Origin of the sequence: Azospirillum sp. (assembly GCF_035627195.1) — a bacterium.
Lineage (GTDB): Bacteria > Pseudomonadota > Alphaproteobacteria > Azospirillales > Azospirillaceae > Azospirillum.
In genome coordinates this window covers 18,608-41,296 of sequence record NZ_DASPMG010000368.1, presented here as the reverse complement: position 1 = coordinate 41,296, position 22,689 = coordinate 18,608, and the positions used below count along the sequence as shown (strand labels likewise).

8 protein-coding genes and 2 pseudogenes are annotated in these 22,689 nt (G+C 68.3%); 3 read left to right on the top strand and 7 right to left on the bottom strand.

Features of this window, described 5'->3' with window-relative positions; genetic code table 11:
* Positions 1-717: 717 nt before the first annotated feature.
* A complete protein-coding gene (locus VED21_RS32540) occupies positions 718-4,944 on the bottom strand; it encodes a hybrid sensor histidine kinase/response regulator transcription factor (protein ID WP_324889970.1) in 4,227 nt (1,408 codons plus the stop codon).
* A gap of 387 nt (positions 4,945-5,331) precedes the next feature.
* Here VED21_RS32540 and VED21_RS32535 point away from each other — a divergent pair, with 387 nt between their 5' ends.
* On the top strand, positions 5,332-13,647 hold the full coding sequence (locus VED21_RS32535) for a Calx-beta domain-containing protein (protein ID WP_324889968.1): 8,316 nt from the start codon (positions 5,332-5,334) through the stop codon (positions 13,645-13,647).
* A 161-nt stretch (positions 13,648-13,808) separates the two neighbouring features.
* Here VED21_RS32535 and VED21_RS32530 read toward each other — a convergent pair whose 3' ends face one another.
* Both VED21_RS32530 and VED21_RS32525 read right to left on the bottom strand, forming a co-directional pair.
* Entirely contained in the window at positions 13,809-14,573 is a 765-nt protein-coding gene (locus VED21_RS32530; RefSeq protein ID WP_324889966.1) for an N-acyl homoserine lactonase family protein, read from the bottom strand.
* Between the two features lie 158 nt (positions 14,574-14,731).
* Complete coding sequence (locus tag VED21_RS32525) at positions 14,732-16,114, bottom strand: IS1182 family transposase (protein ID WP_414638363.1); 1,383 nt, start codon at positions 16,112-16,114, stop codon at positions 14,732-14,734.
* Between VED21_RS32525 and VED21_RS32520 the strand changes: the two genes are divergently transcribed.
* A complete protein-coding gene (locus VED21_RS32520; RefSeq protein WP_324889964.1) occupies positions 16,097-17,365 on the top strand; it encodes an IS256 family transposase in 1,269 nt (422 codons plus the stop codon). The genes VED21_RS32525 and VED21_RS32520 overlap by 18 nt on opposite strands.
* Here VED21_RS32520 and VED21_RS32515 read toward each other — a convergent pair.
* Positions 17,348-17,521 carry a hypothetical protein gene (locus VED21_RS32515; RefSeq protein WP_324889973.1) on the bottom strand — a complete coding sequence of 58 codons (174 nt, stop codon included), beginning with the start codon at positions 17,519-17,521 and terminating at the stop codon, positions 17,348-17,350. The two genes, VED21_RS32520 and VED21_RS32515, sit on opposite strands and share 18 nt — an antisense overlap.
* A 548-nt stretch (positions 17,522-18,069) precedes the next feature.
* Between VED21_RS32515 and VED21_RS32510 the strand changes: the two genes are divergently transcribed.
* Positions 18,070-18,873 (top strand): hypothetical protein, encoded by an 804-nt coding sequence (locus VED21_RS32510; protein WP_324889962.1) that lies wholly within the window; start codon positions 18,070-18,072, stop codon positions 18,871-18,873.
* A gap of 242 nt (positions 18,874-19,115) precedes the next feature.
* On the opposite strand, the pseudogene VED21_RS32505 reads toward VED21_RS32510, so the two are convergent.
* From VED21_RS32505 to VED21_RS32495, 3 genes and pseudogenes are all read right to left on the bottom strand, one after another.
* Positions 19,116-19,517: pseudogene (locus tag VED21_RS32505) on the bottom strand (IS3 family transposase); the annotation flags it as partial.
* Positions 19,518-19,567: 50 nt separating this feature from the next.
* A pseudogene (locus VED21_RS32500) lies at positions 19,568-20,706 on the bottom strand (IS3 family transposase).
* Between the two features lie 249 nt (positions 20,707-20,955).
* Positions 20,956-22,638 (bottom strand): methyl-accepting chemotaxis protein, encoded by a 1,683-nt coding sequence (locus tag VED21_RS32495; protein WP_324889960.1) that lies wholly within the window; start codon positions 22,636-22,638, stop codon positions 20,956-20,958.
* Positions 22,639-22,689: the final 51 nt, after the last annotated feature.

The window sequence follows — 22,689 nt, the reverse complement described above, 5'->3', positions numbered from 1 at the left end:
GTTGGGGGCGCCGCGCACCTTGACGCGGCGCTCGCGGCGGCGGGTGTAGTCGGAGGCCAGACGGCGCGCGCGGTCGCCGAGCGCCTTCATGCGCGCCCGGAAGGCGTCGTCGTTCAGGATCCCGTCGAAGATCGACCCGCGGCGCGCCATGCCCTTCCGTCTTCCGCAGACGAAGGCCGGAGCGGCATGCGCGCCGCTCCGGCAGGAGGTGGCGCGCAGGACCGGCGGGAGGCGAGGGCAGCGAGTGGCGCCGGCCGGTGCGCTCCTCCAGCCAACGCGCGTACTCCGCCAATTGGGCATCGGTGTGTTCGGCCACTACCGCGTCCAGCTCCGGCAGGTCGCCGGCCAGCATCACCCGCCCGCCGGCATGCGCCTTGGCTTCATGGCGTTCCTCCTCACGGGCTTGCTTGCGCCAACTCGAGACCGTCGCCTCCGACACCTCGAAGCGCCGGGCGATCGAACTCTGCGTTTCGCCTCCCGCCTCTCACGCCCGCAGCATACGCTCCCGCAAATCCGACGAATAGGCTCGGGTCATCGCGACGCCCTCCACAATGGGTCAATCGCTCCAACAGCCAAACCGCCCGCCCGTTCTTCACGTCAGACAGGAATTCGCTCTAGAACCCGGTTTGCCGCAATCCTCTGCCGGTGAAGGGTCATTGAACCGCGCCGCTTCACACCCTGCGCTGACGCGCGGCGGTGCAGATCGCCGCGTCGTTTTCAGGGTTCCATTGCGGCGTTCTCGGTGCTCCCGTCCGCCGACGTGGGCCGGGTGCCGCCGTGCCGGCGCCAGTCGCCCGGAGGCACGCCGTGGATGTCCTTGAAAGCCTTGGAAAAATAGGCGGATGAGGAGTAGCCGAGCGTGTGGGCGATATCGGTGAGAGTCCGGTCGGTGGCGAGAAGCGCGCGCGCCTCCCGCATCCGCAGCGCCGTCCGGTATTCGCTGAAGGAGGACCCGGTCAGTGCGGACAGCTTGCGCTGGAACTGCCGTTCACTCAGACCGCAGGACCTGGCGATCTCCAGCAGCCCGACCGAGGCGTCGCCCAGCCGTTCGAGAAGGACGGCGTCAACACGCGCAAGGAACTGCTGATCCCGGATCGGCAGCGGGCAAGGATCGCCGGCGGGTTCCGCTTCGGGCGGTGCCGGGGCCACCTGCAGGCGTTGCCGCATCTCCTCGGCGACCCGCCGCCGGTTGGCCAGCAGGTTGCGCACGCGCAGACGAAGCTCCTGATTGTTGAAGGGTTTGGTGACGTAGTCGTCGATCTCGCGGTCGAGCCCGGCCAGCCGGCTGTCGTCGTCACCCAGGGCGGTGAGCAGGACCAGGGGCACATGGCAGATCCTCGGGTCCGAGCGAACGGCCTCGGCCACGTCGAAGCCGCTTTTCGAGGGCAGCATGACGTCGCACAGGATGCAGTCGGGGACCAACTCCCGGGCCAGATCCAGCCCTTCCTCGGCGGTCGCCGCCACGTGGCAGGCATAGTCGTCGGCGAACAGGCGCGGCAGCCAGCCGCGCAGGTCGGGGTCGTCGTCGATGATCAGCAGCATCGGGCCATCGGAGCCCGCGCTGCGCTCCGCGGCCGGCTGCCCGCCGTGCGGTGGAGGCGCCTGCGGCATCGTCGCCGCCGCGACGGCCGGCGCCGAGCACGGCGTGTCATGCGGACGGGCGGCGCGGAAACGCACGGTGAAGGTGGCGCCCCGTCCGGGGGCGCTCTGCACGTCGATGCGCCCGCCGTGCCGGTGCACGAGGTCGCGCACCAGCGCCAGGCCGATGCCCGCGCCCATCTCCCGCTGCACGTCGGGATCGGGCACGCGGTAGAAGGGCTGGAAGATGGCCTGCTGCTGGCTTGCCGGAATGCCCATGCCGGTGTCGGAGACGATCAGACGCACCTCATCCACGCCGCCCTCGACGGCGACCCGCACCGCTCCACCGGCCGGCGAGTACTTTATGGCGTTCGACAGAAGATTCTGGGCGATCAGCTCGACCGCTTCGGAGGTCACGACCCCGCAGGCTTGGTCGTCGATCCGGTGTTCGAGCGTCAGCCCCCGCGTGGATGCGAGCAGGCCAAAGGCCGGCAGAAGCTCGCGCACGGCGGCGCCCACGAACGCCGCACCACCGTTGGACGCCGCTGTCGGCGGGCCGTCGATCCTGGCCAGAAGCAACAGCTGCTCGACGAGCCGGCTGAGACGCCGCGCGCTTCCCAGCACGATGTCGACCGTCTCCCGGCTGCTGCCTGCGAGACGGCCGCTGAGATCCTGCAAGGCGGACAGGACCACCGACAACGGCGTCCGCAGTTCGTGCGACAGGGCACGATACAGGCCGCTGCGGACGTTCAGCAGTTCCTGGAGGGCGGCGTTCTTCTGCTCGATGGTGGCGGCGCTGGCGGCGAGCGCCTGGGTCTGGCGGGCGACCTCCTCCTGGAGCCACATGGCGCGGCGGGCCAGCGCGCGGTGCCGGACGGCGGCGCCCCCGATCCCGGCCAGCACCAGCGCCAAGGCGTAGAGGGCGAATGCCCACATGGTGCGCCACGGGGCCGGCTTGACGGTGATGGGCACAGTGATCTCGTTGCGCGCCGGAACGCCGCGGGCGGTAACGGCGCGCGCGTGGAAGACGAAACGCCCGGCGGGCAGTTCGGCGTAGCGGGCCTGCCGCACGCCGGCGGCCAGGGGGCCCCAGCCCTTTTCCAGTCCCTCCATCCAGGTGGCGTAGCGCGTGCCTTCGGGCTGGTCGTATTGCAGGGCGGCGAAGCGGATCGACAGCGCGTGGTCGGCATGACCGAGCGCCAGCCCGCCCGTGCCGTCGGCAAGGCGCGTGCCGGCGTCGGACGCCACGGCAATGTCTTCGACCACCAGCGGCGGCGCCGCCGACGGCGGAGGCGGCGTCAGCACGGTGCGGGGGTCGAACAGGTTGAAGCCGTTGATGCCGCCGAAGAGAAACAACCCGTCACGCGTCCGAGCCCAGGCGCCGAAATTGAATTCGTTGTCCTGCAGGCCGTCCGGCGCCAGCCAGACGCGGAACCGGCCGGCCTTCGGATCGAAGCGGGCCAGCCCGCGGTTGGTGCTGATCCACAGCTGCCCGTCCCCGTCGGGCAGGATGCCGTAGAGGGTGCTGTTGAGCAGCCCGTCCCGCTCGTCGTAGGTGCGGGTCGGCCCGCGGTCCGGTTCGAAGCGCGTGAGGCCGCCGCCGGTGGCGAGCCACAGCGTGCCGTCGCCGGCCTCATGGATCGCCCGCACGTCCCCGTCCTGGAGGGCGTTCGGATCGCCCGTGCGGCGCAGCCAGTTGGTAAAGGTCCCGTCGGGATCCAGCCGGGCCAGGCCGCCGCTGGTCCCCACCCACAAGACGCCGGCGCGGTCGACGTGCAGGGCACGGATGCGGGCATGCGGCAGCGACCGGGGATCGGCCGCATCGTGGTGGAACCGGCGGAAGCGGCCGTTCGCCGGATCCAGGCGGTTCAGCCCGTTCTGGGTGCCGACCCAGAGCGCGCCATCCGGGTCTGGCAGGATCAGGCGCACGCGGTTGTCGGAAAGCGATTGCGGATCGTTGGCGTCCGCGGTGAACGACGCCCACTCCCCGCTCCGCGGGTCCCAGCGCAGCAGGCCCTTTCCCCAGGTTCCGATCCACAGCGCGCCGTCGTGGGCCACCACCGCCCGCACGTCGCCGCGCAACGCCGGCGGCACGGCGTCCGCCCGTTCGGCCAGGGGCACGAAGCGCCGCCGCGCCATCGAAAGGCGGCCCAACCCGCCGGCGGTTCCGACCCATACATCGCCGTCGTCGCCTTCCGCGAAGGCCCACACGGTGTTGTCCGGCAGGGTCGGCTCGCGCAGGGGGTCGCGATAGTGGTGCTCGAAGGGGGCGCGCTCGGAAAACCAGTTGACGCCGCGGTCGAAGGTGCCGACCCACACCATTCCGGCGGCGTCGCGGAACAGCGACTGGACGATGTTGCTGCTCAGGCTGTGCGGATCGGCGAGGCTGGCGCGCAGGGCGTCGAAACGGCCGGTTTCCGGTTCGAAGGAGGCGAGGCCGCCGCCCCAGGTGCCAACCCACAGCCGCCCCTCGCCGCCAGACAGGAGCGCGGTGATCTCGATGACAGGGGAGCCTCCCGGAATCGCGGGGTCGGGGTTGTAGCGGCGGGCTTCGACCGCGCCGTCGGCGACACGCAGGCGAACCAGTCCCGCGTTGGCCGTCGCCACCCACACCGTGCCGGCTGTGTCTTCGAGGAAGCCGTTGATGGAGAGATCGCCGCCGCGCAGCCCGACGTCGGCGGGAGCGACGGGCAGCTTTGCGACGCGGTCGTGCGCGCGCTGGAACACGTGGACGCCGTCCCCGGCGGTGCCGACGAGGATGTCGCCGTCGGCCCGCTGGTACAGCGCCCGTACGGCCGGCTCGCCGCGCCCGGCTTCCGCGGCCGCGCGCATCGGCACCCTCGTGAAGCGTCCGGAGCCCGCATCGCGGACGGCAAGGCCCCCGGAGGTCCCGACCCACAGCGCCCCGTCGCGGTCGACGAGCAGCGCGGTCACGCCTTCATGCGGCAGCGACGACGCGTCGGCCGGATCGTGGTGGGCGTGCTCGAACCGGCCGGTCTTCGGATCGAAGTGATCCAGGCCGGCGCCGATCAGACCGACCCAAAGGGTGCCGTCGCGATCCTCGGCCAGCGCGCTGACGTAATTGTCGTCAATGGACGCGGGGTCGTCGGGGTGGTTGCGGAAGACCCTGACGTCGACGCCGTCGTAGCGGTTCAGGCCGTCGCCGGTCGCCAGCCACATGTATCCCTGCCGATCCTGGAGGATCTGGTAGACGGTGTTCTGGGACAGGCCATGGCTCGACGTCAGCCGGGTGAACTTCACCGGCGGCGTCTGCGCCGCCGCGAGGCCGGCGAACAGCGCCAGCGCCAGGATCAGCGCCAGACGCAGCATCGGCAGCGCGCTCCCGACCAGGAGCAGCAACTTCAACGGGTGCGCCGAGCCAAGCTTTCCGAAGCCCATCGACTTGCCATCCGTCAACAGCAGGCTGGGGGACGCAAGCGCGCGTCTGGCCGCCGCGGCCCGAACGGCGCTCGCCCGGAAACCAGCGGAGCCGCGCTGCGGCGCCCGTTGCAGCCTTTGCGAACGTCCGTACACGTACGCCATCGCAGTTGAGACGTACACCTTAATGCAGCCGTACGTGTGCGTCAAACCGCCGCATGGCGCCGAAACGTAATCGGATGTCGTCCCAGCGATAGCAAGCCGTGTATCGCACTGACAGGTTGTCCCGCCTGGGGTCGGATTTCAGGCCCGCCGCCCGCCGCGGCGTGTGTCCCGGGGCGCATGTCGGGGCGGCCCGCAGTCAGAGAGTGTGACATGACGGAATTCGATCACAAGATTTCGCTTCCCGGGCTTGGCGGTCTCTACGTGTCGGACCTCGCCTACGTCCCCGACGGCTTTACCGAGGGGAAGACCGTCAGCTTCGCGCTGTCGAACACGAACTACCTGCACGCCGTCGTGGAGGTCTACGACGCCAGTGGCCAACTGACCGCCTTGCAGGTGGCCGAAGGCTTCAAGTTCGAGACGAACGTTTGGAAGACCTACGACTACCTCTTCAAGATGGCGGCGGCCATCCGCGACACAGGGGAAGCAATCACCCGTCTCGACTGGCGGGAACTCATCGACCCCAGCAGCGCCGCGCAGTCGAACACGACGGACATCAAGGTCACCGTTCCCAAGGACGGGTACATCGTCGCCGGGTACGACTCGCCCTATGCCATGGCGATACAGTTCATCCAGTACGCCATCGACCTGTCCCCCTTCAACGAGTTGATGAAGGACCGCATAAAGAGCAGCATCTTCGATCAGCTGGCCTTCGGCGGCGCGGACCTGGAAGCGTTCGACACGTTCGTCGGCGATCTCCTCGCGTCCGGGATGGAGCGGGGCTCCACCGGCATTTTCTCGACGGACACCCTGAAGGATCTTGTCGGACTGGTCGGCACCTTCTTCAAGGAAAACTGGCTGGGGCTGATCCCGGATCTGATCCCGCTTGAGGAATTCATCGAGAAGACGCTGCCGGAAGCCAAGCTGCTCGACAAATTCGCGGCGACGTTGGGCGGGCTGCTGACGGAAACCGCGATCACCCGCGTGCAGCTGTCGAACGAGGCGTCGACGTTCGTTTTCGATCCGTACGCGCCGTCGCCGGAAGCGTTCTTCTACGACCTCGTCCAGGCGGCGTCCCACCAGGACACCATGGGCCTGCTGAATCTTGCCCGCGACCCGGTTGAATTCCACACCGGAACCGGCGGCGGCGACCGCATTCCCCTGGATTTGGACAGGAACTGGCGCGTCCGGGCGGGCGCCGGCGACGACACCGTGCTCGGTGGGCTGCGCAACGACGTGATCTTCGGTGAAGCGGGTGCGGACAGCCTGGTCGGCGGCGACGGCAACGACACCGTCGACGGCGGTCCCGAGAACGACACGATTCGGGGCGGCGGGGGTACGAACCTGCTGTACGGCGGCCTCGGCGACGACGACATCGCGTCGGGACAGGGCCAGACGGACCCGGAACTGGCGGGCCGGATCTACGGTGGCGGCGGCAACGACACAATCCTCGTGCAGGATTCCTACGCCGTCGACGGCGGAAGCGGCGACGACGTGGTGATGGTGACGGCCCCGGCCCGCCTGTCGGTGGACGGCGGTACGGGGAACGACCTCGTCGTGCTGCAAAGCGCGGCGCCGGCCGTGGTGGAGGGCGGCGCCGGCGAGGACACCCTGCTGGGATTCGACGGCGGCGAGACGCTGCGGGGGGGCGACGGCTACGACGCGATCAACGGCCAGGGCGGCGACGACATCCTGGACGGCGGGCGCGGGAACGACACCCTGTCCGGCGGCGCCGGCAACGACGACCTGGTCGGCGGCAGCGGCCTTGATCTCCTCGACGGCGGCGCCGGCGACGATCATCTGTTCGACCTGGACAGCGACGGCGGCAGCCTGCTCGGCGGCGACGGGAACGACGACTTGTGGGCGTCCGGCGGCGGCCGGGCCGAGGGCGGCGCCGGCAACGACACGATCTTCGCCACGCCGGACGTTGGCGTCGACGGCGGTCCGGGCGGCGACCGCCTGGACCTGTCCATGTCCTCGCACGGCGCGGCCGTGACCCTTGGCCCGGACGTCTTTGACGCCACGGTGGCGCTGGGCATCGAGGCGCTGATCGGCACCACGTTCGACGACACCCTGGCCGGCAGCAACGGCGACGACGTCCTCGACGGCGAAGCCGGCCGCGACCGGCTCCTGGGTGGCGGCGGAAACGACGTGCTGTACGCCGGCATCGGCGACGACACCGTCAGCGGCGGCGACGGCGAGGACACTTTGGTCTTCACCGACGCCGAATTGGTGACGCCGGACGGGCAGGTGCGCGGCTATCCCGTCGCACGCGTCGGCGACCGCTACCTCATCGCCGGCAGCCAGGGCTCGGTCGTGCTCTCGGGGGTCGAACGGGTCCAGTTCCGGATGGCCGATCCGCTGCGGGGCTGGGTGACGACGAACGCGGTCGCCATCGACTCGCTCGTCCAGCCCGTCGGAACGGATGGCCCGCACCCGCTGGCGACGACCTACACCGCAACCGACGCCGGCGCCGCCACGCGCGCGTGGAGCATCGGCACCGGAGCGCTCGCCAAGGCGGAGCTGTCGTCGTCCGCGGACGGACGCTACCTCGTCTACACGAAGCAGGCGGACGTCTACTGCTTCGACACGGCCAGCGGCACCGAAACGCGCGTCACCGACGGCACGGGGCAAGCCCGCGGCGCGCGCATCTCCGCCGACGGCAACACCATCGTTTATCAGGTTCCCAACCCGCAGATGGGCGACATCACCGTCTACCGGGCGGTGCGCAACGGCGCGTCCTTCTCCGTCTCCCTGGTTGGCGTCCAGGGGGCGGTGAACGGCCAGACGGTCGAATGGGATTCCGTCGTCGTTCCTCTGGTCTCGGCCGACGGACGCTTCGTCGTCTTCGATTCGTACGCCCGCGACACCCTGGCGCCGAATGCCCCGCTGGAGCGTCAGGTGCGGGTGTACGACACCGCCGCCAACACGTGGGGAACACGCCTGACCCTGGACCCCGCCTCCAAGCTGCTGGCGCTGTCCGACAACGGCGAGACGCTGGCCTTCTCCGTCGGCAGCGACGGCGGTACGCTGTATCTGGCGGACACCACCGGATCCGGCGGGGCCCAGGAAATCGGCACCTATGGCCGCGGCGGGCGCGTGGTCTCGGCGGCCTTCGCCCAGGACGGGACGCGCCTTTCGGCGGTCTTCGCCCCGGATACGGCCGACAGCGCGTGGCGGGTGAAGGCCTACGACCTGGCCGCGGGCACCGCCGCCACGGTGTTCCGGAGCGATCCGTTCGCCGCGCAGCTCGGGCAGACGGCCAGCCTCGGTGCCGGCGGGCGGACCCTCGAGTTCAGCTATCTCGCCGTCATGGGCTTGCCCGAGAACGGGACGACGCACCGGGAATACCCGTTCAGCCTCGTCGATCTCGATCTCGGCACGATCGGCAGGATTTCCGTCCGGGATCCGCAAGGCTGGAATTCGCCGGGCACGCTCAGCGCGGACGGGCGCTGGCTGAGCTACTGGCGCCTCGGGCTCGACCAGAGCGGGACGCCCGTCGCGTCCCTGCGCCAGATCGACACGCAGTTGCCTCTGCTCGCCGGCACCGCGGTGGATGAGGGCGCCGCGACACACACCCTGCGCCTCACCGCCACCCTGCCGACCCCAAGCCTCACCGCCGCCACCTACCGGATCACGACGCGCGACGGCACCGCGAAGGCGGGATCGGACTACGTGCTCCGCGACGTCGAGCTGGTCGTGCCGAAGGACGCGACCACGGTCGAGGTTCCGGTCACCATCCTCGGCGACGTCAGGCCCGAGTACGACGAAACCTTCGAGGTGGTCCTGACCGACGCCGCCAACCCGTCGCGCACGGTCAGCGCCACCGTCACCATCCGCAACGATGACCGCCCCGTGGTGACGCTGCCCGGCCGGGCGACGAACATCGTGGAAAGCAGCAACCTGGCGGTTCCGATCGCGGTCGCCACCGCCTCCGACTATCCGTTCCGCGTCGACGTCAACGGCATCGGCACGGTCACCATCGCCGCCGGCGAGACCACGCACACCGCCTATTTCCACGTGGACGGGCGCCCCGGCATCTACGACGGCGGGCGAACCGAGGCCCTGCGGCTCTCGGCCCCGGAGGCGGCGGTGGACGACGCCGACGCCCGGAACGGCGCGCTTGCACCCGTGCTGTCCGGCAGCGCGCTCACGGTCCTTGTGCGGGAGCAGGACGACCGCGTGTCAATCGCGCAGCCCGACCTGAGCCAGCCGGAAAACGGCGTCTTCTCCGCGACCCTCGTGCGCGAGGGCAATCCAAGCCAGGAGCGCACGATCTGGTACCGGATCGCGCCGGCCACCGGGAACACGGCCGGCCCCGGCGACCTGTTCAGCCACGCACCGGACGACCTGACGTTCAGCTATAGCGGCTACAAGGCCGTGACGTTCGCCCCCGGCGAAACCCGGAAGACCATCTCGTTCAAGGTGACGGACGATGGCCAGCTGGGCGAGCCGAACGAAACCTTCACCCTCAGCATCGAGGAGGGAAACCACACGCCCGTCGATCCGAGCCGGTTCGGCACCTCCACCGCCGTGGGAACCATCGTCGACGACGACAAGACCTGGGTCGGCTTCACCGATGAGCCGGCCAGCCCGGTCGAAGGCGACGAGGGCGTGACCGAACTGACCTTCGTCATCCGCCGCGGCGGCGATCTGTCGTCCACCACGCGCGTCGACTTCGCCGCGACGGCGGTGTCGAGCCCCGCACCGGCGATCGTCGACGCGACCAGCTCCATCACCTTCGCGCCCGGCGAGACGGCGAAGACGGTGACCATCAAGGTCGTCAACGACAACCTCGCCCTCGGCGAAACCAACCTCGTCCTGACGCTCACCGCGCCCGATGGCGTCGCCGCCGGCGGAAACACCCTGAGCGGAACGTACTGGCGGTCCACGCAGAGCGCCACGGTCCAGGACGACGACGAATACACCGTGTCCGTCCACACCGACGCGACGTCGGTGCGCGAAGGCGACACGCTGCACGTCTCCATCGTCCGCCAAGTCGGCGGTTACTGGTCACGCGGCGGCCTGCCGGTGAGCGTCGGCTATTCGGTGCAGGGGTCGGGCGACAAGCCGGTGTCGGCGGCGGATTTCGGCGGTGCCTTGCCGGGCGGGACGGTCACCTTCACGCCGGACGGCAGCGGATACACGCAGACCATCGAGGTGGACATTCCCGTCGGCACCGACGCGCTCGCCGAGGGCGACGAGGAACTGACCCTTTCCTTGCAGGACGACGATCACCGGTTCCGCTGGGTGTCCGACCCGATCAGGATCCGCGTCACCGACGTCACCGACGGTTCGCAGAACCCTGGTCCCACGACCTATTCCGTCGGCGTCTCGCCGGCGTCGGCATTCGAAGGGAATGCCGGAACGATGCCATTCGTGTTCACCGTCTCCCGCAGCGGCGACACCAGCGCACCGGTGTCCCTGCCGTACACGGTGACGGGCAGCGGCGCCAACCCGGCAAACGGCGGCGACTTCCTGGCAGGCGTGCTGCCGGCCGGCACGGTCCGCCTGGACGCCGGACAGGCGAGTGCCAGCGTGACCATCCTGGTGTCGGGCGACATCGTGCCGGAGGCCGACGAGACCTTCGCCTTCGCCGTCTCCGACGGCGCAGGCGGCGCCGGGGCCACCGCGACCATCCGCAACGACGACGGATCAATCCCCGCCGGCAGCACGACGAGCGGCACGCCCGGCAATGACACGCTGAGCGGTACGGCCGGGAACGACACGCTGTCCGGCCTGGGGGGTGACGACCGGCTGTCCGGACTGGCCGGTGACGACACGCTGGACGGCGGCTCGGGCAATGACCAGTTGTTCGACGGTGCGGGAAGCGACAGCGTCGACGGCGGGCCTGACGACGACGTGCTGGGTTTCGGCGGCACGGGCGGCGCCGGCAGCGACGTCGACACGCTGAACGGCGGGGCGGGAATCGACGAGGCGCGGCACTTTGGCAACGCGTCCCTGGCCGTGGACATGGCCGCCGGGACAGCCCGGGACGGCAACGGCAACCGCGCCGTCCTCATCGGCGTCGAGCGGCTGTGGAGCGGCCCAGGCGACGATTCGCTGCTGGGCGGCATGGGCAACGACGACCTGATCGGCGCTGACGGCAACGACACCATCTCGGGAGGAGGTGGCGACGACGTCATCCGCGGCGGCCGGGGTGCGGATGTGCTGGCCGGTGGCGCCGGCAAGGACCGGATCGAGTTCTGGAATTCGACCGCCGGGGTAGCGGTCGATCTGCAGGCGGGGACCGCCGCGGGCGGCGATGCCGACGGTGATGCCTTCAGCGGTTTCGAGGACCTGCTGGGCAGCTTCGACCAGGGGGATTCCCTTGCGGGCGACAGCGGCGACAATGTGATCATCGGCCTGGGGGGCAACGACGTGCTTCGCGGCGGCGACGGCAACGACGCGCTGCTCGGCGACATGATGGGCAACTCGGGCAACGACACGCTGGACGGCGGGGCCGGCGACGACTACCTCGACGGCGGCAGCGGCGGCGACCTTCTGACCGGCGGATCCGGCAACGACGCGTTCCGCGTGCGAGCCAACACGACCATTACCGACTTCACCATGGGCGACGTCCTGCTGGTGGATGGAACCTTCACCAGCGCGGCGCTCACGACGACCACGTCGGGCGGCGTGACAACGCTCGCCATCGACCGCGACGGCAACGGCACGACCGACCTGACCGTCACGCTCGACGGCAGCCTGACCACCCCGCTTGCCGCGTCGCCGACCGGGGACGGCACGACCGCCATCACCCAGGCACCCGCCGCGCCGCAGACGACCGTGTCGATCGCGTCCACGGCCGCGGATCGGGCGGAAGGCGACGCCGGCACGACGCCGTTCGTGTTTACCCTGTCGCGGACCGGCGGTCTCAGTGCTTCCGCCACGCTCGCCTACACGGTCACGGGTGTCGGCGCCAACCCGGCCGCGTCCGCCGACTTCGGCGGTACGATGCCGTCGGGATCCGTCAGCTTCACGGCGGGGGAAGCCGTCCGGACCCTGACCATCGCCGTGACGGGCGACACGGTGGCCGAACCGGACGAGACGTTCGCCGTCGTGCTGGACAGCGCGGGTGGCAGCGTGCCCCTGGGCACCGGCAGCGCCTCCGGCCTAATCCGCAATGACGACTCGTCCTCGGGTGGCGATGGCAATGGCGGTGGCGGTGATGGCACCACGGCGCCGACCACCACAACGCCGCCGACCACGACGACCACACAGACGGCGGGCGGAGCCACCGTGCAGACCACGGTGACCTCGGGCTCGGTCGCGGTGTCGATAACGCCGCCGGCCGGCACGACGGCGCCGGTGCAGGTGTCGCTCACCGGCGACGGATCGTCGGATCCGGCGGTCTCCGCGCAGGTGCCGGCCGGTGTCGGCCTGACGGCGACCGGTCCGCAGAACCCGGTCGGCAAGACACAGGCTGCCGACACGCTGACGTCAGCCGTCACGTCACTGGGTGCCAGCCCCACGGAGCAGGCGACGCTGACGGGCGCCATCACCAGCTACACCCAGTCGCTGGCGCCGACGGCCGCGGTGACGGTGCGCACGGTGACGCCGACGGTCACCGCCGGCACGGCGACCGGCAACACGCCGATCGTCATCACCGGCGGCGGTACGGGCGGGGAGGCGCTGGTCATCGACACGCGCAACCTGCCGTCGGGGACGATCCTGCAGATCGACAACGTCGGCTTCGTCGCCGTGGTCGGCAACGCGCAGGTCTCCGGCGGCGCCGGTTCGCAGTTCGCGGTCGGCGACAACTCCAGCCAGATCATGGTGCTGGGGGCCGACGACGACACGCTGCGCGGCGGCGGCGGCGACGACTTTGTCGGCTCGCGCGAGGGCAACGACCTGATCTACGGCGACGACGGCTTCGACACCGTCACCGGCGGCCTCGGTAACGACAGCCTGTACGGCAATCTGGACCCCGACCTGCTATACGGCAACCAAGGCGCCGACGCGCTGTTCGGCGGCCAGGGTGGCGACACCGTGTTCGGCGGCCAGGACGGCGACGCTCTGTACGGCAACATGGGCGGCGACGTCGTGTACGGCAACATGGCAAACGACACGGTCTTCGGCGGCCAGGGCGGCGACACCCTGTTTGGCGGCCAGGGCGACGACTCGGTGGCCGGCAATCTGGGCGACGATGCGCTGTTCGGCAATCTGGGCAACGACACGCTGAACGGCGGGGCGGGGTCCGACACGCTGGGCGGCGGCGACGGGGCGGACGTGTTCCGCTTCAACGCCGCGTCCGAAGGCGGAGACGTCATCACCGACTTCCAGTCGGGGGTGGACCGGATCGCGGTGGTCAGCCCGAACTTCGGCAACCTCACGGCGGACACGCTGTCGGCGTCGAACTTCGCGCTGAACAACCCGGCGGACGCCAACGACCTGTTCGTCTTCAACACGGCCACGGGCACGCTGTCGTACGACGCCGACGGCAATGGCGCCGGGGCGGCGGTGACCATCGCCACGCTCAACGTCCGTACGCTGAGCCATACGGACATCTTGGTGGTGCCGAGTTGATCGGGGGTCCGCAGCCGCGGGCCCGGATGTGCGTTGCTCCACTGTTGTTGCGCATGCCTCGCCCCTCACCACACCCGTATCAGCGAGTGCCGATCCTTCCCGGTCGATGAGGCTGTCGGGTTTGCGCCACAGCCAGATATGGAAAGCCAGAACATAAGTCGTCACGAGATCGCTGCCGGTGGTTGCGGCACGGTGCTCCAGAATAGTGGATCGTGGCCGAAAACAATGCGAGCGCCGCCCCTTTCCAGAGCTTCCAGCCGATCCAGTGAAGCAAGCATCTTCTCACGATCTGCCACGTAGCGAGGCAGTCGGCGCTCACGGAGGGTTTGACAGAAATAGCAAGCGTCGGCAGCAAGCACGAGATCGCCACTGGCGAGCCGCAGGCGTAGCGACTGGTGCCCAGGTGTATGGCCGTGGGTCGGCAAGCAAGTGACCGAGCCGTCACCGAACACGTCGTGCTCTCCGTCGATCAACTGCACCTTATGGCCAACGTCGAAATCGCGGGGATCGTAGCCGTGCAGCGTGGCCAGGTCCGCGTCCCGGGCGGCATCCCATTCGCGCCGCTGTACGAGCATGGTCGCGTTGGGAACCAAAGCGTTGCCGCCAACGTGATCGAAATGAAGGTGGGAGTTGATGAGAAGATCGATCTTGGCGGGATCACGATCGATTGCCTGGAGCCGCGAGCTGATCTCATCACCTGGTTGGAAGCCGATCCGGAAGGCGGTAGCCATTTCCTTGCCCAATCGCCCGATGGGATCGTGCTGGCATTCAGGGTGGAGTCCTGTGTCGAAAACCGCTCGCCCCTTCGGGTGCTCGATCAGAAAAGCCGGAATGGGCATGGTGATGTCGCTGGTCCCACCGTCCATCATGCGCGCGAATTCGCAGGTCAGGGTGCCGCAGGAAAACGCGAAGACTTTGATCGACATAATCGCCATCCATGGAAATGGGCGCGAAATGTATCATGGGTGAGAATGGCCATCACCCCATGTGCGAAGGGCCGCAATGCGCCGATATCGTTGAAAAAGTCGGGTGCCGATCGAGTGCCGCTGTGCCGATTGCAGAGGGTCTGTGGGCGCGGGCTCCCTCACGCTGGCCTGGGTTCAGGCATCGGGATGAGCTTGGCAAGCTTGCGGAAGTTCTGGGCGGCGGCGGCGAGGTGGAACTCGTCGCGGCCCCCGTTCGGCCCCCTCAATCGCAGCCGGTCGAGCTTCAGGATGCGTTTGAGGTGGGCGAACAGCATCTCGCCCTTCTTCCGCTCGCGCCGTGAGGCGGCGTAGGCGTCGGTGGCGGCGAGGGCGCGCGCCAGGTCGCGAGCCCCTTCGTGGATGGAGCGCGGAACCTTGCGCGCGGGTGTGGTCGGACAGCAGCGCGGCTTGAGCGGACAGGGGGCGCAGTCCAGCGTGCTGGCGCGATAGCGGATCAGGCCGGCCGCGTCGGCGAGCGGGCGCGGCGTCCGATAGGTCTTCTGCCGCGGCCGGAGCTCCTTGCCGGCCGGGCAGACATACGCATCGGCCTCGTGGTCGTAGGTGAAGTCGGCCCGCTCGAAGGTCCCGTCGCGGCGCTCGGATTGGTCGAAGACCGGGATGTGCGGCTCGATCCCGCGCTCCTGGACCAGCCAGCCGAGCATCTCGGCCGAACCATAGGCGCTGTCGGCGGCCAGCCGTTCGGGATAAAACCCGAAACAATCCTGGGTGTGGTCGAGCATGGTGCGGGCCGCGCCGACCTCCGCCTGGCGGATGGCGCGGCTCGCCTCGACATCGACGATGATGGCGTGGTCGAGGTCGATCAGGTGGTTGGTGGCATAGGCGAAGAACGCATGGCCCTTCTGCGCCCCCGTCCACTGCGCGGCCGGATCCGAGCGCGAGACGAACTTGGGTGTCACCTCGCTGGCGGCGCCCCAGGTGGCTTCATCCTGCGTGTCGAGATACTCCCGGACGGAGCGGCGGGTCGCCGCCATCGCCTCCCAGTCGACGGCGTCCGATCCCGCCGCCGAACGCCGCTTGTTCGCGTCCGCGCGGATCAGGCTCGCATCGGCCGCAAAGCCGTCACCCCCGACCAGACCGGTCTCCATACAGCGCTGCACGGTCGTTTCGAACAGCTTCCGCAGGAGATCGCTGTCGCGGAAGCGGCCGTGACGGTTCTTGGAAAAGGTCGAGTGCTCCGGCACGTCGCCGTCCAGGCCGAGCCGGCAGAACCAGCGGAAGGCGAGGTTCAGATGCACCTCCTCGCACAGCCGGCGCTCCGAGCGGATGCCGAAGCAGTAGCCGATGATGAGCATCCGGATCATCAGTTGCGGATCGATCGAGGGGCGTCCGATCACGCTGTAGAAGGGCTGCAAGTGCGCGCGGATGGAGCTATGCGGGAACCTGGGTGATGAGGGCCTGAGGAGGGCGGCGTATCGAGGCGGGTGACGAAGCCTGCCAGAACCTCCACGAGGGAGCGATACGCCATGACCGAGGATAGCAATGTTGTCCGGCTGCGTCAGCCGGAGGAGATCGATGATCCGCTGACCACCATCCTGCGCACCGGCGCCCGTCGTCTGCTGGAGCAGGCCATCGAGGCGGAGGTGGAGGCGTTCCTGGCCGCCATGAAGGACGTCAAGCTGCCGGACGGGCGCGACCGGATGGTGCGGCATGGCCATGGTCCCGAGCGCACCATCCAGACCGGCATCGGGCCGGTGGCGGTGCGCCGCGCCAAGGTGCGCGACCGTGGCGCCGAGGAGAGCGGCGAGCGGATCCGCTTCACCTCGGCGATCTTGCCCCGCTGGGCACGGCGCTCCAAGAGCTTGGACGCCCTGCTGCCGGTGCTCTACCTGCGCGGCGTCTCCACCGGCGACTTCCAGGACGCGCTCAGCGCCCTGCTCGGCAAGGACGCCCCAAACCTGTCGCCGTCCGTCATCGCCCGGCTGAAGCAGGACTGGGCGGCCGACTACGCGCGCTGGCAACGGCGCGATCTGTCGGCGCGGCGCTACGTCTACATCTGGGCCGATGGCGTCTACCTCCAGGCCCGCCTGGAGCCGGTCGCCGAGTGCATGCTGGTGATCATCGGCGCCACGCCGGAGGGGAGGAAGGAGCTGATCGGCTTCCAGGTCGGCGTGCGCGAGAGCGCGCAGAGCTGGCGCGAGCTGCTGATCGACATCCAGGCGCGCGGCCTCGCCATAGCCCCGGAACTGGCGGTTGCCGACGGCGCGCTCGGCTTCTGGAAGGCCCTGGAGGAGGTCTTCCCCTCCACCCGGCACCAGCGCTGCTGGGTGCACAAGACCGCCAACGTGCTGAACAAGGTGGCCAAGTCCGTGCAGCCCGCGCTCAAGCAGGACCTGCGCGAGATCTGGATGGCACCGGACCGGGCCACCGCGCAGGCTGCTCTGGACGTGTTCGTGAAGAAATACGCGACCAAGTACGCCAAGGCGGTGGAATGCCTGATCAAGGACCGTGACGCGCTGCTCGCCTTCTACGACTTCCCCGCCGAGCACTGGGAGCACATTCGGACCACCAATCCCATAGAAAGCGTGTTCGCCACCGTGCGGCACCGGACCTTCCGCACCAAGGGAGCGCTGTCTCAAGAAACCGCCAAGCTGATGGTGTTCAAGCTGATCACCGCCGCGGCGAAAACCTGGCGCCGCCTCCAGGGCGAAAACCTGTTGCCCAAGGTGATCCGCGGCGTCACATTCCGCGACGGCATCGAGGTCACCGAACCCGCGTCACAGAACGCCGCCTGACCGGCCCGTCACCCAATCTCCTGCATAGCTCGCGCGGATGCCGGACAGGTCGACAAACCGGTCGATGGAGCGCAGCAGGTGGTCCGACGGGACGTGGCGCTCGAGGCTGAACTCATAGAACAGCACCTCCTGCATCACCATCCGCTCGCCCATCATCGTTGCGTCCTCCTCTGCCCAGGAGAACTGAATCGGGACTTCATGCCGCCGACAACCCCGACTTTTTCAACACTATCCGCCAACAGCCGCCGGTACGGGCGTGGAAAATGGAGACTGCCCACTTGCTGGTCAGGAGCCGCGCCGTCCATCGGCAGCCCCGTGCTGTCCAGGCGTTCAGTTGCCGGTCTTGGTATGCGGGGCGACGACGGGTTTGGACTAGTGGCCCGCGCCGAACGGGCCGTTACGTTCTACAAAGGATGTGGGCAGCCTGCGGGGCATGGATGTCTCGCCATGGGCCCTTGGCCTGAAGCTGACTTTAGCCGACCGGGATCGGTCGCCGCTAGGGAACCCGCCTCGTCCATTGACAGCCTCGATCGCGCAACGCGCATGCGAAGCCGGCGTCAGATTCGATCCGCAACCGACCACCTCACGATATCTTCATTTCTATCGGCTATGGCTTAGGGTAAATTTGTCAACAGTTCGAGGGGCGGTGTTCGTTTCGGTCCAGGCGCCGCCCCTTGCCCATCCCATTACGCAAAGGACGGTCCATGATTGGACGCCGCAGCTTCCTTGGCTTGGGAATCGCCGCACTGGCGCTGCCCGGTTGCGTGACGACAAAGCCGACGACGTCGGGCGCCGTCTTGCTCATGCATGGCAAGCAAGGCATGCCGCAGTTCGAGGGCCTGCAGAGGGTGCGCGGCGAGATTCAGGGGCAAGGCTTGCGCTGTGAGACCAACGAGATGCCGTGGTCGCGCACGAGGTACCTGGACGGCTCCCTTGAGGGGGCGTTCGACGAAATCGATGCCGCCCTGGCGGGATTCCGGCGCGTAGGATCCACCAGGATGTTCCTGGCCGGCCATTCGATCGGTGCGGCCGTGGCCGTGGCCTATGCCGTCCACCGGGGCGGGATCGAGGGCATATCGATGATCGCCCCGGGCCACTTGCCCAAGGTCTACTATGAGGCGACGGCGATCCCTCTCAACGCCCGGGTGAAGGCCGCGATCGACAAGGCGCGCGCCATGCGCGCGACCGGGCAGGGCTCCGGCATCTCCGAGTTTGCGGACAACAATCAGATGACGGCGCTCTCCCCGCGGATGAGCGCCGACGACTATCTCAGCTGGTTCGACCCAGAAGGGAAGCTGGAGGTCGAGTCCAACATGTCCAAGGTGACATGCCCGGTTCAGTGGGTGATCGGCACCCGTGACATCCTGTTCGCGTCCAGCAGGGCACGCTACTTTGACCGCTTGCCGGTCAACCCCCGGCACGAGTTCCTTCAGGTCGAAGGCGACCATGTCGGGACTCTCGCGATGGCCGCAAGCCAAGTCGGGACCTTCTTCAAGCGGTTGGTTTGATGCCTCCCCGATCCCAAACAGGGTACCCCACAATCTGCTAACGGCTGACCTGAGGCCGAAGCTTCCTCCGGTCACTGGCAGAGTCTCTGTGAGTTGTGATGCCCGAAGCGGGCGGTGATGGCAAGCTGGGCCGAGGCATGCCTCGGCCCAGCTTGCGTTGCGGCTGCGGCGACCTCGGCGGGCGTGGCGCCGCCGAGACCGGAGTGCGGCCGAACGTGGTTGTCGTCCTCCTTCCAAGCGGCCAGGATCCGGAAGCGCCGCCCGTCGCTGAAGCTGTCGGCGACGAAGTCCAGCGACCAGCGCTGGTTTGGGCCCTGCGGCAGCGCCAGGGGCGCCCGCGTGCCCAAAGCGCGCTTGCGTCCACTGCGCCGGCGCACCTGGAGTTTCTCCTCGGTGTAGAGCCGGCGCAGCTTCTTCTGGTTCATGGCATGGCCCTCGCGGGCCAGCAGCAGATGCAGCCGGCGGTATCCGAAACGGCGCCGCTGACGCGACAGCTCGCGTAGCCGCTCGCGGACAGCAGCATCGTCCGGGCGCCGGGAGCGATAGCGCACCGTCGAGCGATCTGCTCCCAGCACAAGGCACGCCCGCCGCTCGCTCACGCCGTGGTTGGCACGGACATGGGCAACGGCATTCTGAGCTGGTCCCCGTATCCCGGACAGTTTGGCGGCTGGGATAAGCTTGGTTCAGGTCTCCATCACGCCGCCAGCTCGTTGCAGTTGAGGATGTCCGCATGGGCCTCGTTCGGCGTCCTGCCGCCGAGCGCCGAATGCGGCCTCTGGGAGTTGTAGTAGGTGATCCACCGCCCGAGCCCGGCCCGTGCCTCGCTGCCGGTTTCGAAGGCATGGAGATAGACGCACTCGTACTTCATCGACCGCCACAGCCGCTCGATGAACACGTTGTCCATCCACCGCCCGCGCCCATCCATCGAAACCCGGACGCCTGCCTCGGTCAAGATGCTGGTGAAGCGCGGGCTGGTGAATTGGCTGCCTTGGTCGGTGTTGAAGATCTCCGGACGCCCATAGTGCGCCAGCGCCTCCTCGAGCGCCGCGATGCAGAACTCCACGTCCATGGTGTTCGACAACCGCCAGCTCAGCACCTTGCGCGTCGCCCAGTCCATCACCGCGACCACGTAGAGGAAGCCGCGCCGCACGGGAATGTAGGTGATGTCGGCGCATCAGGCCTGGTTGGGACGGTCGATCACCACGTTGCGCAGCAGGTAGGGCCAGATCCGGTGCTCCGGGTGGGGCACCGTCGTCCGCGGCCGCTGGTACACCGCCGCCAAGCCCATCTTGGCCATCAGCCGCCGCACCCGCTTGCGTCGGACCTCGTAGCCTTGCCGCCGCAGGTGGCGGGCCATCTGCCGAGAGCCGTACCACGGCGTCTCCAGGAACTGCTCGTCGATCAGGCGCATCAGCGCCAGGTTCAACGGCCCTTCACCGCGGACCGGCCCGTAGTACGCGGAGCGGCTGATCGACACCAGCTCGCACTGCCGAACGATCGAGAGCCGCGGGTGCTCGGGCTCGATCATCTCCCGCCTCCGACCGACGCTCATCGACCGGAGGCCTTGCGCAAAAAATCGCGTTCCACCACGAGCTGGCCGATCTTGGCGTGCAGTGTCTCGACCTCGGCGGCATGCGACGCCTGGGCCACCTCCGCCTTATCCGCGAACACCTCCGCCATGCCTTCAACGGCTTGCCGCTTCCAGGCGTTGATCAGCGTCTGGTGCACACCGTGCTTGGCCACAAGCTGCGAAACCGTGAGGTCGCCCCGGATCGCCTCCAGCGCTACCTTCGCCTTGAACTCCGCTGAATACCGCTTCCGATTCCCTGCCATCGGGTCCGTCCTTTCCATCGGGCGAACCAAGCTTATCCGACTGTCCGGGATACGGGGACCAGCTCACAACTCATCGGCTTCAAGGTGATGAACCAGGTGAACCTTGCTGCCCATCCTCAGGCAGGTGGAACAACAGCGCCTCAACGGAAGCCTTCAGTCGTCGTCGGTATGAGTCGGCGCGCTCTTCCAGCAATCTATCGAGCGCACCGCCAATAAAATGGCGCGCCGATTCACATTGAACCCCATGAGTTATGCTGCGCGAATTTCTGCAAGGAGCGTATCAACCTCTTCCTTAAGCAACGCCGATTGCCGAGCCAGCTCGTCGGAGGCGAACTTGACGTTGTTGGTCGCTCCGCTCGTCTCGGCCTCCGCCTGCTGGATGCCCACGACGTTGTGCGACACTTCCGCCGTGCCGGTCGCCGCCTGTTGGGCGTTGCGGCTGATCTCCCCGGTGGCCGCACTCTGCTGCTCGACGGACGTGGCCATCTCCGCCGTGGAATGATCGATGTCTGCCACCTGCCCGATGATTGAGCGCATGGCCTCCACGGTCCTAGAGGAGGCGCTCTTCACCGCCGCCAGATTCGCGCCGATCTGGTCGGTCATGGTGTGCGTCTGGTTGGCGAGGTTCTTCACCTCCGACGCCACCACGGCGAAGCCCTTGCCGGCCTCGCCGGCGCGGGCCGCCTCGATCGTGGCGTTCAGCGCCAGCAGATTGGTCTGACTGGCGACGGCATTGATCGACGCGACGATCTGGTCCACCTGCTCGATCGCCGCGGACAGCGCGTCCAGTTCCCGCTGTGCCTGAACCGCGCCATCCGCCGCGGCCTTGGAGCGGTTGGCCGCCAGGGTGACGCGCTCGGACAAGCCGTGGATCGACGACGACATCTCCTCCGAAGCGGCGGCGACGGTCTGGACGTTGGCGCTGGCCTGCTCGGAGGCTGCCGCGACCGCGACGCATTGGGCGCTGACCTCCTCCACCGCCGCGGACAGCTGCGTGGCGGTCGCCTGCAACTCGGTGGCGGCGCTGCCGACGCTGTTCACGATGCCGCCGACACGGCTCTCAAAGCGGCTCGCGAGGTCCAACATCGCCTGCCGTTTTTCGATCTTGGCACGCTCTTCGGTGGCCTTGGCCTCCTGCTCCATCTGTCGGTTGCGGAGAAGGTTTTGCTTGAAGACCTGCACCGCCTGCGCCATCTCGCCGATCTCGTCCTTATGATCGAGCGCCGGTACGGAGATGTTGGTGTCGCCATCCGCCAGGCGGGTCATGGCTTCCGTCATGGTGTGCACCGGCTTCGACACACCGAGGAGCATCATCACCCAAGCGCCGGCGCAGAGCAGACCACCGCCCCCGATGGCACCGATCACAACAAAGCGCGCAGTCTCGTACGTCTGCTCGCCCGCCCGAACGGCCGTGTCGCTCCCCGCGACGTTGATCCTGACGACGTCGCTCAGGGCTTGGTCGGCGCGATTGTACGCATCGCGCGACTTGCCCTTGTAGAGCGCGGTGACCTTTTCCGCCTCGTTCTTGCGCGACAACACCAGGATGTCCTTATGGATGGCAAGGTATTCCGCCCACGCAATTTTGAATTCGTCGTAGCGGTTTCGCTCGTCGGCGCTGGAGATGAGCGGTTCGTACTTGCGCTGCTCCTCCCCAACGATTGCCGCACGCCGGTCGAGATCGCCTTCGATCTGCGTCATTTCGGCGTCATCCGTGGACAGGATGTGCCGCGATTCGACGAGGCGGAACCGGGCAACGGCCAAACTGGTGCTTTGAGCGAATTCCACGCTTGGCAACCAGTTTGTCCCGATGTTCCGGGCGACGTCATTCACCACCGCGAGGCGGTTCATGGACAGCACGCCCAGGGCGACGATCAGGAGGAAAAGCACGGCGAACACCGCCGCGAGCTTGGCTTTGATGGAGATGCTGTTCATGGGAACACCGCGACGTTCAAGTGGAGGGGGAGCGCGGATTGGGTAAAGCGG

Bases quoted from the DNA above. Each gene is read 5' to 3' on its own strand.
- VED21_RS32495 (WP_324889960.1), bottom strand. From the start codon at position 22,638: ATGAACAGCATCTCCATCAAAGCCAAGCTCGCGGCGGTGTTCGCCGTG.
- VED21_RS32520 (WP_324889964.1), top strand. From the start codon at position 16,097: ATGACCGAGGATAGCAATGTTGTCCGGCTGCGTCAGCCGGAGGAGATC.
- VED21_RS32535 (WP_324889968.1), top strand. From the start codon at position 5,332: ATGACGGAATTCGATCACAAGATTTCGCTTCCCGGGCTTGGCGGTCTC.
- VED21_RS32510 (WP_324889962.1), top strand. From the start codon at position 18,070: ATGATTGGACGCCGCAGCTTCCTTGGCTTGGGAATCGCCGCACTGGCG.
- VED21_RS32530 (WP_324889966.1), bottom strand. From the start codon at position 14,573: ATGTCGATCAAAGTCTTCGCGTTTTCCTGCGGCACCCTGACCTGCGAA.
- VED21_RS32515 (WP_324889973.1), bottom strand. From the start codon at position 17,521: ATGATGGGCGAGCGGATGGTGATGCAGGAGGTGCTGTTCTATGAGTTC.